At 59.6% G+C, this 13505-nt stretch carries 11 protein-coding genes and 1 pseudogene; 4 read left to right on the top strand and 8 right to left on the bottom strand.

What is annotated here, in order from left to right:
* The first annotated feature begins 451 nt into the window (after positions 1-451).
* The 4 genes and pseudogenes from ACZ51H_RS13375 to ACZ51H_RS13390 form a co-directional block, all read left to right on the top strand.
* Positions 452-2650 carry a TonB-dependent receptor gene (locus ACZ51H_RS13375; protein WP_464803266.1) on the top strand — a complete coding sequence of 733 codons (2199 nt, stop codon included), beginning with the start codon at positions 452-454 and terminating at the stop codon, positions 2648-2650.
* Positions 2651-2718: 68 nt separating this feature from the next.
* Positions 2719-3183: a nuclear transport factor 2 family protein gene (locus ACZ51H_RS13380; protein WP_464803267.1), complete on the top strand. Its 465-nt coding sequence runs from the start codon at positions 2719-2721 to the stop codon at positions 3181-3183.
* Positions 3184-3232: 49 nt separating this feature from the next.
* Positions 3233-5230, top strand: a complete 1998-nt coding sequence (locus ACZ51H_RS13385) for an NAD(P)/FAD-dependent oxidoreductase (RefSeq protein ID WP_464803268.1) — start codon at positions 3233-3235, stop codon at positions 5228-5230.
* Positions 5231-5340: 110 nt separating this feature from the next.
* Positions 5341-5515 (top strand): annotated as a pseudogene (locus ACZ51H_RS13390) (aldehyde dehydrogenase family protein); the annotation flags it as partial.
* 19 nt (positions 5516-5534) lie between these two features.
* Here the strand turns inward: ACZ51H_RS13390 and ACZ51H_RS13395 are convergent.
* The 8 genes from ACZ51H_RS13395 to ACZ51H_RS13430 all read right to left on the bottom strand — a co-directional run bounded on the left by ACZ51H_RS13395 (position 5535) and on the right by ACZ51H_RS13430 (position 13503).
* Positions 5535-6953 (bottom strand): NAD(P)/FAD-dependent oxidoreductase, encoded by a 1419-nt coding sequence (locus tag ACZ51H_RS13395; RefSeq protein WP_464803269.1) that lies wholly within the window; start codon positions 6951-6953, stop codon positions 5535-5537.
* On the bottom strand, positions 6950-7306 hold the full coding sequence (locus tag ACZ51H_RS13400) for a cupin domain-containing protein (protein ID WP_464803270.1): 357 nt from the start codon (positions 7304-7306) through the stop codon (positions 6950-6952). Before ACZ51H_RS13400 ends, ACZ51H_RS13395 begins: the two co-directional genes overlap by 4 nt.
* Positions 7307-7590: 284 nt before the next feature.
* Complete coding sequence (locus ACZ51H_RS13405) at positions 7591-8316, bottom strand: amino acid ABC transporter ATP-binding protein (RefSeq protein WP_464803271.1); 726 nt, start codon at positions 8314-8316, stop codon at positions 7591-7593.
* The gene (locus ACZ51H_RS13410; protein WP_464803272.1) at positions 8313-8966 is read right to left on the bottom strand and encodes an amino acid ABC transporter permease; all 654 of its coding nucleotides are present in this window, start codon (positions 8964-8966) and stop codon (positions 8313-8315) included. The genes ACZ51H_RS13405 and ACZ51H_RS13410 overlap by 4 nt, the downstream gene beginning before the upstream one ends.
* Before the next feature lies 1 nt (position 8967).
* Positions 8968-9720, bottom strand: coding sequence for an ABC transporter substrate-binding protein (locus tag ACZ51H_RS13415; RefSeq protein ID WP_464803273.1), 753 nt, complete (start codon positions 9718-9720; stop codon positions 8968-8970).
* A 128-nt stretch (positions 9721-9848) separates the two neighbouring features.
* Positions 9849-10817 (bottom strand): LysR substrate-binding domain-containing protein, encoded by a 969-nt coding sequence (locus tag ACZ51H_RS13420; protein ID WP_464803274.1) that lies wholly within the window; start codon positions 10815-10817, stop codon positions 9849-9851.
* A gap of 222 nt (positions 10818-11039) precedes the next feature.
* On the bottom strand, positions 11040-11408 hold the full coding sequence (locus tag ACZ51H_RS13425) for a c-type cytochrome (protein WP_464803275.1): 369 nt from the start codon (positions 11406-11408) through the stop codon (positions 11040-11042).
* A gap of 28 nt (positions 11409-11436) precedes the next feature.
* A complete protein-coding gene (locus ACZ51H_RS13430) occupies positions 11437-13503 on the bottom strand; it encodes a xanthine dehydrogenase family protein molybdopterin-binding subunit (protein WP_464803276.1) in 2067 nt (688 codons plus the stop codon).
* Between the last annotated feature and the right edge of the window lie 2 nt (positions 13504-13505).

Consider the following 13505-nt stretch of genomic DNA (forward strand, 5'->3'; position numbering starts at 1 on the left):
GAATATCACTGGTCCTGTCATGAGTCACCGATGCTGCACCCGGCATATCGCGGCCATTCTGGTGAAAACATGTTGAATTAAAAGAACAAATAATGTCAGCGAAGGCATCTCACTTTGTTGCCTGCCTGCGCACGCCGTTCGGGGAGGACCGTGCAAAAATCTGTTGCACGCGGACGATAGATCGTATCGTTTAAGAGGAATAAGCGCCCTGAAGAGGGATAGCCCCTCAGGGAAAATTCGGCGTGTGAAGGGGATTCCGATGATACTTGGAAGACATCGTTTGCGCTTGTTCACAAGTGCAACAATGGTGAGTTTGGGCCTTGCTTCTACAGCAGTTCATGGCGCTCCACTCCAAGGTGATAGTCAACCTGCCGGACAGTCAACGTCGCCGTCTGATGCTCGTATAAACGACAGCGGCAATGATATTGTCGTCACAGCGACGCGGCAGGAAATGCGCGCCTCCAAAGTTCCTATCAGCATCAGCGCTTATGGTCAGGCCAAGCTTGATCAGCAGGGCATCAAGACTTTCAACGATCTCCAGCGCCAACTACCTGGCGTCACCATAGATGTCGATACGCGCACCGTGGCAGTGCGGGGAATCAGTTCGTCCGCGGGTGCTCCAACGACAGGCGTCTACATTGACGACACGCCGTTTCAGCTTCTGAATATTGGTATCCTCTCGCAAAATGCCTTGCCAACGGTCTTTGATCTGGATCGCATCGAAGTGCTGCGTGGTCCGCAAGGAACCTTGTTCGGCGCTGGCGCACAGGGCGGCGTCGTACGGTACATCACGCCCCAACCCTCCCTGTCTTCGACGAAGATTTACGCCCGCAGCGAAATCGGCGCCATTACGAAAGGTGATTTCGACGCAGAGACAGGCGTCGCGCTCAATATACCGGTCGTGGAGGACAAGGTTGCCGTGCGCGTCAGTGCCTTCGCGCGGCGCGATGGCGGCTGGATCGACCAGCTCGATTGGCGGACATACCAGGTCGACGAGAAAGACGCCAATTCCCGCAAGACAGTGTCCTTGCGCGGCGCTGTTCGTTTTGCTCTCGGCGATCTGGAAATCACGCCTTCGCTTCAATATCAATATACGAAGGAGCGAGAGAATTATTTCAATATCGCGGCATCCGATATCAGCGGGGGCGATTTTCGAACCACCGACGCAACCGTCGTGCCGAACCGTGACAGCTGGTATCTGCCGACCATCAAGGCAGAGCTGAACCTCGGCGCCGTCACCGTTCTTTCCAATACTTCCTGGTTCAGACGCCGACAGCGCACCGGCTATAGCGGAACCGACTATCTGGCGCGCTTCTATGACTCGGTGGGCCTTCCTACGCTCAATGACTTTGGCTCGCTGGGTACGCCGATGGGGATCAGGCTTCCGATTGGCGATTATTTTTCCGAAGCCCACATCAACAACAGTCAGAATAATTTCGTTCAGGAAGTTCGCGTTCAGTCAGCCACTGATTCACGTTTGAACTGGGTAATCGGGGGCTTTTACAGCAACAACCGATATAAAAATTATGAAGAGATTGTCGATCCCATGGGTGAACGCCTTATCCAGGCGTTATATGGCATCAGCTACGAGGATTATTACGGTTCATCCCTTGTAGGAGACCTGAACTATTTCGGGACCAATAGCGTCAAGGATACCCAACTCGCCATATTTGGCGAGGCGACCTGGGAATTTGTGGACAGGTTGAAACTCACGCTCGGCGCGCGCTATGCGAAGGTGAAGATCAAGTTCCAGAATGACCAGGGCGGCCCCCTTAACGGTGGTCCGACCGGATCGACCGGCGAGCAGTCCGAAAAGCCCTTCACTCCCCGCGCCAGTCTCGCTTTCCAGATCAATCCCGATAACATGGTATATGCCACCGCCTCCAAGGGCTTTCGCATTGGCGGTGCCAACGCGCCGATTCCGGTGACGCCATGCGCATCCGATCTGGCCCAATTGGGATTGAATCAGGCGCCCTCATCCTATGATGGGGACGTAACATGGAATTATGAAGTTGGGTCAAAGAACAAATTAGGCGATGTCAGCGTTTCCACCAGTGTTTACTATGTGAAATGGACAGGCATTCAGCAGGCTATATCGCTGCCGGTCTGCGGTTTTCGCTACATCGACAATCTGGGCGAAGCGCGCAGCAAGGGTTTTGACCTGCAACTCCAAACAACGATCGGCAATGATTTCGACGTCAATTTGGCGGCGGCTTACACCGATGCACGCCTGACCAAGGCGATCGCGCCGCCGAGCGGGCCAGCGCTGATCGTCAGCCGCGGGCAATCTCTGGGCGCTCCTGAGTGGACATTGGCCGTCGGTGGACAGTATAATTTCGAGGCGTTGGGCAACAAGAGCTTCGCGCGCGTCGATTACCAGCATATCGATACTTTCGCTGGTCTGACCGCTCAGTTGGATCCCGCGACGACATCTTATGACCCCGCTTTGACGAAGCCTCCCGCGCGGGACTATGTGACGGCCCGCATCGGCACGACCGTCGGCCGCTTCAGTGTTTCTTTCTATGTCGACAATCTGCTCAATTCCAGCGAACTTCTCACTCGCACCCGTCCCAGTCAGGGCTGGCCAGTATTTTCTGGCACGTCCTGGCGGCCGCGCGCCTTCATTTTGCAAGCGATATTCAAACAATGACCTTCCGGGTACATATCTGTCGACTTGTACTGCGCAGAATGAAGGCGAAGCAAATTCGGGGCGGGCTCATGTTGGCATTCTCATCGCCGAGCTTGGCAGGCTTGGCGGGTTTGATCGCCCTCGCGGGAACTCTGCCTGCTAAGGCCGAACCGCCGGTTGCGTCCGCCCGCACGGTGGTGGGGGCATTGCTGGCGGGTATCGCATCGCCAACGCCCAACGTCGATAGCCTGACCGATCTGTTCGCAGATGACGCGGTCGTTAGTTTCGGTGAATTTGACGATCCCGGGCGCGGCAAATCCGCCGTCACCCAGAAGCTGCGCGGGCTGTTCGCTCACGGTCAGCGCTACCGGATCGGCGTCCATAGCGCCTATGAAAGCGGCAATGTCGTCGTAAATGATCGCGAAGACACGTCCTTGCTGGCAACGGGAGAGCAGGTCCCATTCCGTGTGACAGGGGTTTTCGTGGTGGTTGACGGCAAGATCAGGGCCTGGAGCGATCATGAACCACGCCCCGTCCGTCCCGCCAAACCGTGACTGACGCTGTCAACAAGAAGTCAATTTTTACAGAGCCAAGGATGCGATCATGAACGACGATCAACATGAAGAGGGCCGTGCGCGGGGAGTGTCCCGCCGCCAGTTGGTCGGCGGTGCCGGATTTCTTGTTGGGGGAGCATCCGTCCTGGGCGGCACCGGGATCAGCACGATCGCGCAGGCGACGACGGAGCCGCTCGCATCGTCGCCTCCCTTGCCGCCGGGCACTTATTATCCGCCAACGCTGACCGGAATGCGCGGCAGCCACCCGGGTTCATTCGAAGCAGCCCATGCTATTCGCGATGGCTCTGCACTCAAGGACGCGCCCGACATTGGTGAGCGTTATGACCTTGTCGTCGTCGGCGCCGGGATGAGCGGGCTGGCTTCGGCCTACTTCATGAAAAAGAAGTTTCCCAAAGCGAAAATCCTGATCCTCGACAATCACGATGACTTTGGCGGCCATGCCCGCCGTAACGAGACGGATGTCGATGGGCGTACCGTGATTGGTTATGGGGGGACGATGTACATCCTCAGCCCGCGTGCATACACGGCCGAGGGACGCCAGCTGCTGGCGGATGTGGGCGTCGATATTAAACGTTTCCGGGCGGCGGCGGGACCTCGCAGCGTCTGGCGCGGACTCGATACGGCATTCAACCTTAAACGGGCCGTGTTGTTCGACAAGGCCACATTCGGCGTCGACAAGCTGGTGGTCGATATTCCTGAAGGAGCAGACCGATCGAACCCTAAGGCATGGTCCGCATTTTTGGCCAAGGCTCCATTGTCCCAGCGCACAAAGGACGATTTGCTTCGTTTGAACACGCGGCCGGTGGATTATCTGGCGGGCATGTCAGCGACCGAAAAGGCCGCGTTGCTGCAGAAGACCAGCTATGCGGATTATCTCACCCGCTATGTCAAGGTGAACCCGGAAGTCATCACGATGATGATCAAGGAGATCCACAGCGGCGTCAACGGTGCGGCCGGTATCGATACGATCAGTGCCATGCACGCATTCGAGCGTGGCTTGCCCGGCTTCGCCAAGCTCGGGATCGAGATGCCTCGGCCGCAAAGCTGGCTACCGGATGGCGAGGGCGACGACATTCATTTCCCGGATGGAAATCACGGGCTGGCAAAATTGCTGATAAGGTGGTTGATCCCCTCGGCGCTGCCTGGCAGCACGCAGGAGGATTCCGTGCTCACCCGCACCGATTACAGCCAGCTGGACCGGCCGGAACATGACGTTCGGATAAGGTTGAGCAGCACCGTCGGGCGCGTGGTGCACAGTGGAACCCCTCAAAAATCGACGGGCGTGGAGATTAGTTACATCCGTAACGGCAAGGCGCAAATGGTGCGTGCAGATGCCGTCGTCATGGCCTGCTACAACGCGATCATCCCCTATATCGCTCCGGAAATACCAGAGCCTCAGAAAGCGGCGCTGCACAATGCGGTGCGGATGCCGTTGGTGTACGGGACGGTCGTCGTCCGCAATTGGGAAATGCTGGCAAAGCTGGGCATTGGTGCCGTCAGCTGTCCCGGCAACACCTTCTGGTGGGACACGATTGGTGTGGATTGGCCCTCCAAGGTCGGGGGGTATCGACCCGCCGAGACGCCTTCGGACCCCATGCCGATTCACCTTTCAAAGGTTCCCACCAGCCCGGGTTTGAATGCAAAGGACCAGTTCCGCGCCGGGCGCGCGGAACTGTTGGCGACGGATATCGAAACGATCGAGGCGGCGACGCGCGATCTGTTCCGTACCGCGTTCGGGCCGGTCGGTTTCAACGTCGATCGGGATATCGTTTCAATCACCGTCAACCGTCATCCCCACGGCTACGCCGCCTGCGCCAATTCACTATATGACCCGGACTGGGCGCCCGAAGATCGGCCGTGGGTCGTCGGCCGGAAACGTGTCGGCCGAATTGCCATAGCCAATTCCGATGCGGGGGCCATATGCCTAACGCAAGCGGCGTTCGATCAGGCCAATCGCGCCGTGAACGAGATCGTGACGGACGTGATGCAGGCGCTTCATGAATGGCCATGGGGCACACGCATCTAATCAGTGACATTGGGCGGTAGAGGGCGGGGCGTCCTCTACCGAGTTGGGGTACACGCTGTGTCGTCAGACAAGCGATAGCTGGTCTTTACTCGTGACGGCGACCGGAGAACCGGGTCACCCCGGCGTTGGAATATGGCGCGATCGAGTTGAACACCGGCCTTATCTCGGCAGAGATGGCGCCATTCGGTGGCGTAAAGGAATCCGGCCTGGGTCGCGAAGCTTCGCGTTAGGGGCGATGAATTTCTGAACATAAAGATGGTTTGCAGGATCATCGCGCCCGCATGATCGGCGCCCCTTCCCGCGATCATTGCGAGGTCAGATATTCGGCGAGCCGTGCATCGATCGGCGGTGCACGACCCTGATCGTCCGCTTCATCGACCCGCTCCAGCGCGTTCTGCGTATATCGAACGCCTGCCCACCGCAGCGGCTCCCGTTCCCAGCGCGGCGCTTCCGGTCGATGGAACGGCAGGCCTTCCAGGCCCGTGGTCCATCCCCCGATCCGTCCCGCCAGCAGGCGCGCGCACATCGCACTCGTTGCGACACCGCGACCCGTATAGCCATATAGCCGCCCGATCCGGCTGACGGGATCGAAATTGACCGAAGGCATCCAGTCGCGCGGAATGCCAAGATAGCCTCCCCACGAATGGGTGAACGAGATGTCGTGCAGGGCGGGCCACCATTCCTTCACGGTGGACCGCATCCATGCGAAGGTTTCCTCGTCCTGCAACGCGCGTTCCGCCATGTCTGATGCGAAGCGATAGGGCGCGCCTCGGCTGCCATAGAGTATCCGGCCATCGCGCGTACGTGTCAGGTAATTCTTGGTATGAACCTGCGAACTCAGACACTCGCCTTCGGCCCAGCCGATGGCGTCCCACTGCGCAGTCGTCAGCGGCGCCGTCAGCACGATCATCGATGACATCGGTAGCACGTCACGGTGATATTGGGGCATATCCGTCATATACGCCTCCCCTGCCGTCACGACCGCACGCCGGGCGCGAATGGTGCCACGTTCCGTGACGATCGCCGCGTCGTCTCCACCCCGGATCGTCAAGGCGTGCGTCTGTTCAAAGATCGTCGCGCCCATTCGCTCGACCGCCCGCGCCAGCCCGCGCACCAGCTTGCCGGGATGGAGGCTTGCCCCATGACTTGACCGCAACGCGCCCGACAATTTCGTGACATGAACCTTTTTATAGGTTTCATCGGGGCCGAGGAGCTGACTGCCGGTCGAAAGTCCGAGCTTGGCGAAAGTTTCGAAGGTGGAGACGAGCGACGCCATCTGCGCCGGGCTTCGCGCCAGGCTCAGCAGTCCGGTTCGGCGAAAATCGGCATCGATATCAGCCTTGGCGAGGAGTTCCGGGAAATCCTGGACGCAGCGTTGTTGAGCAAGGATCGTCTGCCGTGCCAGGTCCATGCCATAGCGCCGGATAAGGGGGCCAGCATCCACTGGAAAGCGCGGCGAGCACCAGCCGCCGTTGCGGCCCGATGCCCCATAGCCGCAGAAATGCTTTTCAACGATTGCAATTCGAAGGTCCGGGTTTTCGGAAAGCAGGAAGAAGGCGGTCCATAGACCCGAAAATCCACCACCGACAATAGCGACATCGACAAGAGCATCGCCCTCTAATGGGGGACGCGCCTTAAGATCATCGCCCGATGTCGACAGCCAGTAGTCGCCCTCAATCGTTTGGATTACCGGGCCATTGGAAACGGCGCTCGACTTGGTCACTGTCCGATGCCCTCGTCATAGACCATGAATAGCTTGACGCAGACATCCCAGACACCGTGCGTCGATGCGGAAAAATGGACCACGTCTCCTGCGGCGATTTCCAGTGGAGGTCCGTCGTCTGGTGTGAACGTGGCGCGCCCGCTGAGGAAATGACAGAATTCAGCCTGCCCCACTTCCCGGCGCCAACGGCCTGGGCTGCACTCCCATATGCCAAAACGGTTCGAGGGATTGGAACCGGAAGTGATCGACGCCGAACGAGCCCGTAGGTCGGTATCGGACAGCCGGGGAGTAATGACTTTCGGCGGTCCTGCCGTATCGAGAAGGGTTTTCGGATCGAACAAGACAGCTGGCATTAGGCGATATCCGTATTTTGATGTCGTTGAACGATGCCTCCTCCGTCCCTCGCGTGACAGTTGTGTATTGCTTCGAGACTGGTGAGTACCAATCACCATGCGGGCACGATGAGCACGAAATCTGTTGATCCAAACCGGATGGGCGCCGTTCATCTCTTTCCCCAAAGGGGACTGGACCCAATATTAAGGAAATCATATGACCGGATCAGGCAGCCACGAGTTCAACACTCCCGAAACACGATGTCGTGCGGGGTTGAAACTTCGGGTCGGGTTCTGGTCGATAGTTAAAAAGGGTTGATCACCCGATCCAGAAATTGGCGGGTCCGCGCCGCTTGCGGATTTTCTAGAACCTGCCGCGCCGGGCCATCTTCCACCACGATCCCATCCGCCATGAAAATGGCGCGATCGGCAACTTCCCGGGCAAAAGCAATTTCATGCGTCACGACGATCATCGTCATGCCGCTTTCCGCCAGCGACTTCATGACCTGAAGGACTTCACCCACGCGCTCCGGGTCGAGGGCGGAGGTCGGCTCGTCGAACAATATGGCCTTCGGGCGCATCGCCAATGCCCGTGCGATGCCGACGCGCTGCTGCTGTCCTCCGGAAAGCTGGCTCGGCATAGCCCCATGCCGGTCGGCCAGGCCGACCTGTTCGAGCAGGGCCATCGCATGGTCTCTTGCTTGTCCGAGTTCCTCCTTGAGCACCTGCATCGGCCCTTCAATGATGTTTTCCAGAACCGTCCGATGCGGCAACAGATTGAAGCGCTGAAATACCATCCCCACCTGGCGTCGAATGCTGGGATGGTTTGCTACCGTGACCGGATGTCCCAGAACGTCGATTTCGCCCCCGTCATGACGCTCCAGACCGTTGATGCAGCGTAGCACCGTGGATTTTCCGGACCCCGAAGGACCGATGAGACAAGCCACTTGCCCCTGTGGGATCGTGATGCTGACGTCCCGCAGGACGTGGTTCGCACCAAAATGCTTGGTCACCTGAGAGAGGCGGATCATGTGCGAGCCATCCGGCGTTCGAACAGGCGGACAAGCGCCGCAAGGGGCAGGCTTGCAGCCAGATACAGCAGAGCGACCAACAGATAGACCGTTTCATTCTTGAACGTGGATATGGCCAGAAGCTGGCCCGCCCGGGTCAGTTCCGCGATCGTTATGGTCGATGCGATCGACGAATCCTTCAATAACATCACTGTAGTATTACCCAGAGAGGGGAGGGCCGTTCGCAGTCCCAGCGGAAACACGATGCGGCGAAAAGCAAGGCCGTTGCTCATGCCCAGGGACAATCCGGCCTCGACCAATTGAGGATCGACCGATCCGAACCCTCCGCGAAAATTCTCGGCCTGATACACCGAATAGGCGACGCCCAGCCCGACCACGCCCGCCATGAAAGGGGGCAGGTCGATGCCGAATTCCGGAAGCACGAAATAGACGCAGAACAGCTGAACGATAATCGGAATGCCTCGCACGGTCTGGACGATCGTAACGCTGACCACACGCAACAGTCTGGAGGGCGAAAGCGCCATCAACGCCCAGATCATCCCCAGCATCAGGCTCAATCCCAACGCGCACAGCGTCAGCAAGATTGTCGTCCCAAGTCCACGCAGCAACAGCGGCATGAACTGCACGGCGTCCGCAAGAAACTCGCTCAAATCAACCCTCCAGCTTCCAACGTCGTGCAATATCGAGAAACCGCCCATTCTTCATATGCTCGATCGCTGAATTCACGCGATGCAGCAGGGGGTCGTCCTTGCGCAATATCAGGCAGAGTTCTTCGCGCGCAGGCGCCTGAAAGCCGGGCACCAGCCTGACCGCGCGCCTTGGGCCTACCCGAAGTTGATAGTGCAATATGGGTTCGTCGCCGTAACCGGCGTCTATACGGCCATTGTCGAGATCACGGAGGATGTCGAACAGGCCGTCATAGGTCGAGACATTCTTCACACCGGCATCGCGCAATTGATCAACGAAACGCGTCCCGACCTGCGCGCCGACACGTAGGTCCCGGATGGCCTGTAGGTCGCGGTATATGTGGCGGTCGGCTGCGGGCACGACCAATGCGGCGGAATAGGCGTAAACCGGCTCGCTGAACGCCACGACCTTCTCACGCTCGGGCGTGCGCAGCATGGCTGCGGCGATGAGGTCGATCTTGTGGGCCAGAAGGGAAGGCAGCAATGCCGAAAAGGGCGTGATCCGCATTTCCGCTTGAAGCGACAGGCTATCGGCTACGGCCTGCGCGATTTCGACGATCGATCCTGTCAGCGCGTTCGTGGCCGGATCGACGAAGCTGAACGGAACGCCTGTCGGCGAGGAGCCGATGATCACTTCATTCGGATCCCGAATGCGCCCGCCACACGCACTCAAGGCGGTCATGCCAAGGACCGAGGTCAACAGCGTTCGCCGATCCATCGGAACTTCACACAAATTTTCGTTCAAGAATCGTCTCGGCGTTAGTCACAACCATGCCCCTCATTGTGGCTCCAAGAGTAAGGAGTACGTTGCAAGCCGCCAGATGATAAAATCCCGATCTCCGGTGTTTAGGAATCACCGCACCGCGTTGCCGCAATGGCGTTTTCCAGCCAGCGCCTGAAGCTGGCGATTGAAGTTGCCCGCCAGCAATCCCGGCGCGCCGTAAAATTATAGCTTCCGAGGAACACCTCGGGAAATTGCCCGACTGATACGAGGCGGCCGCTGGCTATATCGTTGCTGACGAGCAATGCGTTGGCCAATGCAATACCCTGCCCCTGCCGGGCGGCCGACAAGGTCAGGTGGCCCTGGAAGAATTTGGGTCCGGCCAGCGGCCCGATATCGACCAGACCATGCAGCGCGAACCATTTCCGCCATTGATCGTGGCTTGTCTCATGAAGCAGCGTCTGGCCGACGAGCTCCGCCGGGGTACGGAATACGCCCGTCAGCTCGACAAATTGCGGGCTGGCAACCGCCAGGATCGGCGGTCTGGCGATTTCGACCGAACGAAGGGACGGCAAGACCTGATCGGCAGCCCCGTCCGCGACATAATGCAGATATGCGTCAGCTTCATTTGAACCGAAGTCCGGCGCACGATCCGAAGGTTGGAGTTCCAGCTCTATCTTGGCATGCCGTTTGATGAATTCACCGATCTTGCCCGTCAACCATTCCGATGCCAGTCCCGGCGCCACCCACAAGCGCAGGCGGGAATCTTCGTCCCGGCGCATCAGATCCTGGGTGGCACGCGCCACTTCCGCTAACGCCGCGCTGATTCGTTGATGATAAATCCGCCCCTGCGGCGTCAAGGTGCCGTAGGCGCCGCCCACCCTTTCTATCAGCGTCATGCCGGTCCAATGTTCCAGCGCCTGCAAATGACGGCTGACGGCGGCATGATCGACCGACAAGGCAGCAGCTGCGCGCCTGATCCCTCCGCAGACCCCGACCGCCTCGAACGCCCTGAGCGCCGCAAAGGGTGGGATGGATGCCTTCTGCGTACGCACCAGGCGCAACGATGCCTCGGTGTCGATCTTTTGGTTCATAATCCAGCCCCCGGAAGCTGTTGCAGCTTCCCCCATCGCATAACAACAACATCGCGAAGCCACTTGGGCTGTCGGTTATGCTGTAGCGGGGCGTGCTTGACAACGCGCTTTTGGGTCAGGCGAAGTTGGTTAATCCAGGAAGTCGGGTCTGTGGAGCAGCGGCAGACGTTGCGCGATCGCGGCATTTTCCGCCGCGATCATCGGTGCCCGCTGAACCCCTCATCATTTGAGCGAGAGGAGATAGGCCACGACTTCCGCACGCTTCTTCGGGTCTGGAATTCCGGCGAACATACGCGTGCCCGGCACCATCTTGCTTGGCGCCGTCAGGAACTTGTCGAGATTTTCGGCGGTCCACTTCACCTTTGATTGTTTCAACGCAGGCGAATAGGCGAAAGCGGTACTGGCAGCCGGTCTATTGCCGACCCCGCCCAGATTAGGTCCCCCTGCGCCCTTCGCGCCGGGGGCGACCGTGTGACACATCATGCACCGCTGCTTGAACGTTGCTGCGCCCGCGACCGCAGGCTGAGCTGCCGCTCCCGCAGATGATATGATCATGGTCACGCCCATAGCCGCCAGTAATTTCTTATGCATCACCCTGATATACCTCATCGTTAAACGCTCATGCAGACCAGACCGGCATTGCCGACGACACCGGCAGACGGCGGATCCTTTTGCCACCCAACGCGAAAATGGCGTTGGTGATTGCGGGCGCGATACCGGCGGTCCCGACCTCGCCGACGCCGCCGGGATCGGCTTCGCTAGCCAGAATCTCGACATCAACTTGTGGCGCCGTCGCCATCGTCATCATCGGAAAATCAGCGAAACTGCTCTGCTCGACAGCACCACCGGCAATAGTGATCTCGCCAGAAAGCGCCGCCCCGGCGCCAAAGATGCACCCGCCCTCGATCTGTGCCTTGACCAGGTCGGGATTTATCACCCTGCCGCAGTCGAGCGCGGCCAGCACCTTGCGTACCCTTATGCCACCTTGCTCCTGCGACACATGCGCCGCCAGTCCACAATAGCTTCCAAACGCATGGAACAGCGACACCCCCCATGCGCCAGATGAGGTTTTGTTGGCTGCCGCCGTCATCATGGTTTCGAGCCGATCCAGAACAGCCAGTGCCCGTTTGTCGCTGAGCATGGCGCGGCGATAGGCCACCGGGTTTGCCTTCGCCGCAAATGCGAGTTCGTCGATGAAGCTCTCCACGACGAACAGGCTGCGGGTGGCGCCGACGCCGCGCCACCAGGATGTCGGAATCCCGGACTCGACACGCTGGAACTCGACCTTGAGGTTGAGCAGATCGTAAAGCGGCTTTGCAGCGCACTCCACTGCGTCGCTGTCCACGCCCTTGAACAACTGTGGATACAGGCGCGCTATGATCGAGGAACCGGCAATGCGATGCATCCAGTCGACCGGTCGCCCCTGCTTATCGAGGACCGCTTCGATACGATCCGCGTAGGCGGGCCGGTACATGTCGTGCTGCATATCCTCCTCCCGTGACCAGATGACTTGGACGGGTCCAGCCACCTGACGGCCGATCTGCACGGCTCGAAGGATGCCATCGATCTCAAGCCGGCGGCCAAATCCGCCACCCATGAGATACACGTTCAGCATGACGCTGGTGACCGGCAGGCCAAGCTGCCCGGCGACGGCCTTGCGCGCCACGGTCGCCACCTGCGTGCCGGTCCAGATGTCACATCGTTCGTTCGTGACGTGAACGGTACAGTTCATCGGCTCCATTGGCGCATGGGCAAGAAACGGTTGCTCATAGATTGCCGCTATCCGTCGGCCCGAAACCGTGCCAGGGGTTCCGACGTTGCTCGCGACGGCTCCGGGTGCCTCAAGCGCCGCGAGCAACGCAGCCCGGATTGAGGCGCTATTGATCGTCGCGGACGGACCATTGTCCCATTGCGGTTTCAGCAAAGCTGCCGCCTGGCGCGCGTGCGGCATGGTATCGGCGATGACTGCGACAGCATCGTCCAGCCTGACGATCTGGCTGACGCCCGGTGACGCCTTGGCTGCCGCATCGTCCAACTGCACGAGCTTGCCGCCGAACACCGGGGACTGGATCAGTGTCGCGATGCGTGCACCTGGCACGGCTGCGTCGATGCCGAATACGGCTTCGCCCCGAATTTTCGCGATACCCTCCACACGAGGACTGGTGCGTCCGATCAGCTTGAAATCCGCCGGTTTCTTTAGCGGTACGTCGCTGGGCACGGGCAGCTTCGCCGCACCAGGGATCAAGGCAGCATAGCTGACGCTGCGGCCACTGGCGTCGTGGCGCACGACCCCGGTGGCGGTCGAGCAGCTTTCCGGCTTTACGGCCCACCGCGCGGCTGCTGCGGCGACCAGCATCGCTCGCGCCGTCGCTCCGGCATGCCGCATTGGGAGCCAGCCGCTCCGGATCGACTGGGAACCGCCTGTTATCTGCGGCCCGTAGCGTTCTTCGTCCGCCGGAGCCTGCCGAAGGCGCACAGCGTCCATGGCGACGTCCAACTCCTCAGCCACCAACATCGCAAGTCCGGTCTGCGCACCCTGGCCCATTTCAATATGTGCCATCATGATCTCGACCGACCCGTCGGCAAGGATCGTGACCCACGCATTGGGCGCGAATCCGGTTTCTCCCGGCTTCGCGGGAACCTTCGCCAGTAATCGCACCGGGATTACCAGGGCCGCCCCGGCCATCA

The sequence above is a fragment of the Sphingobium sp. TomMM15 genome (assembly GCF_055397045.1).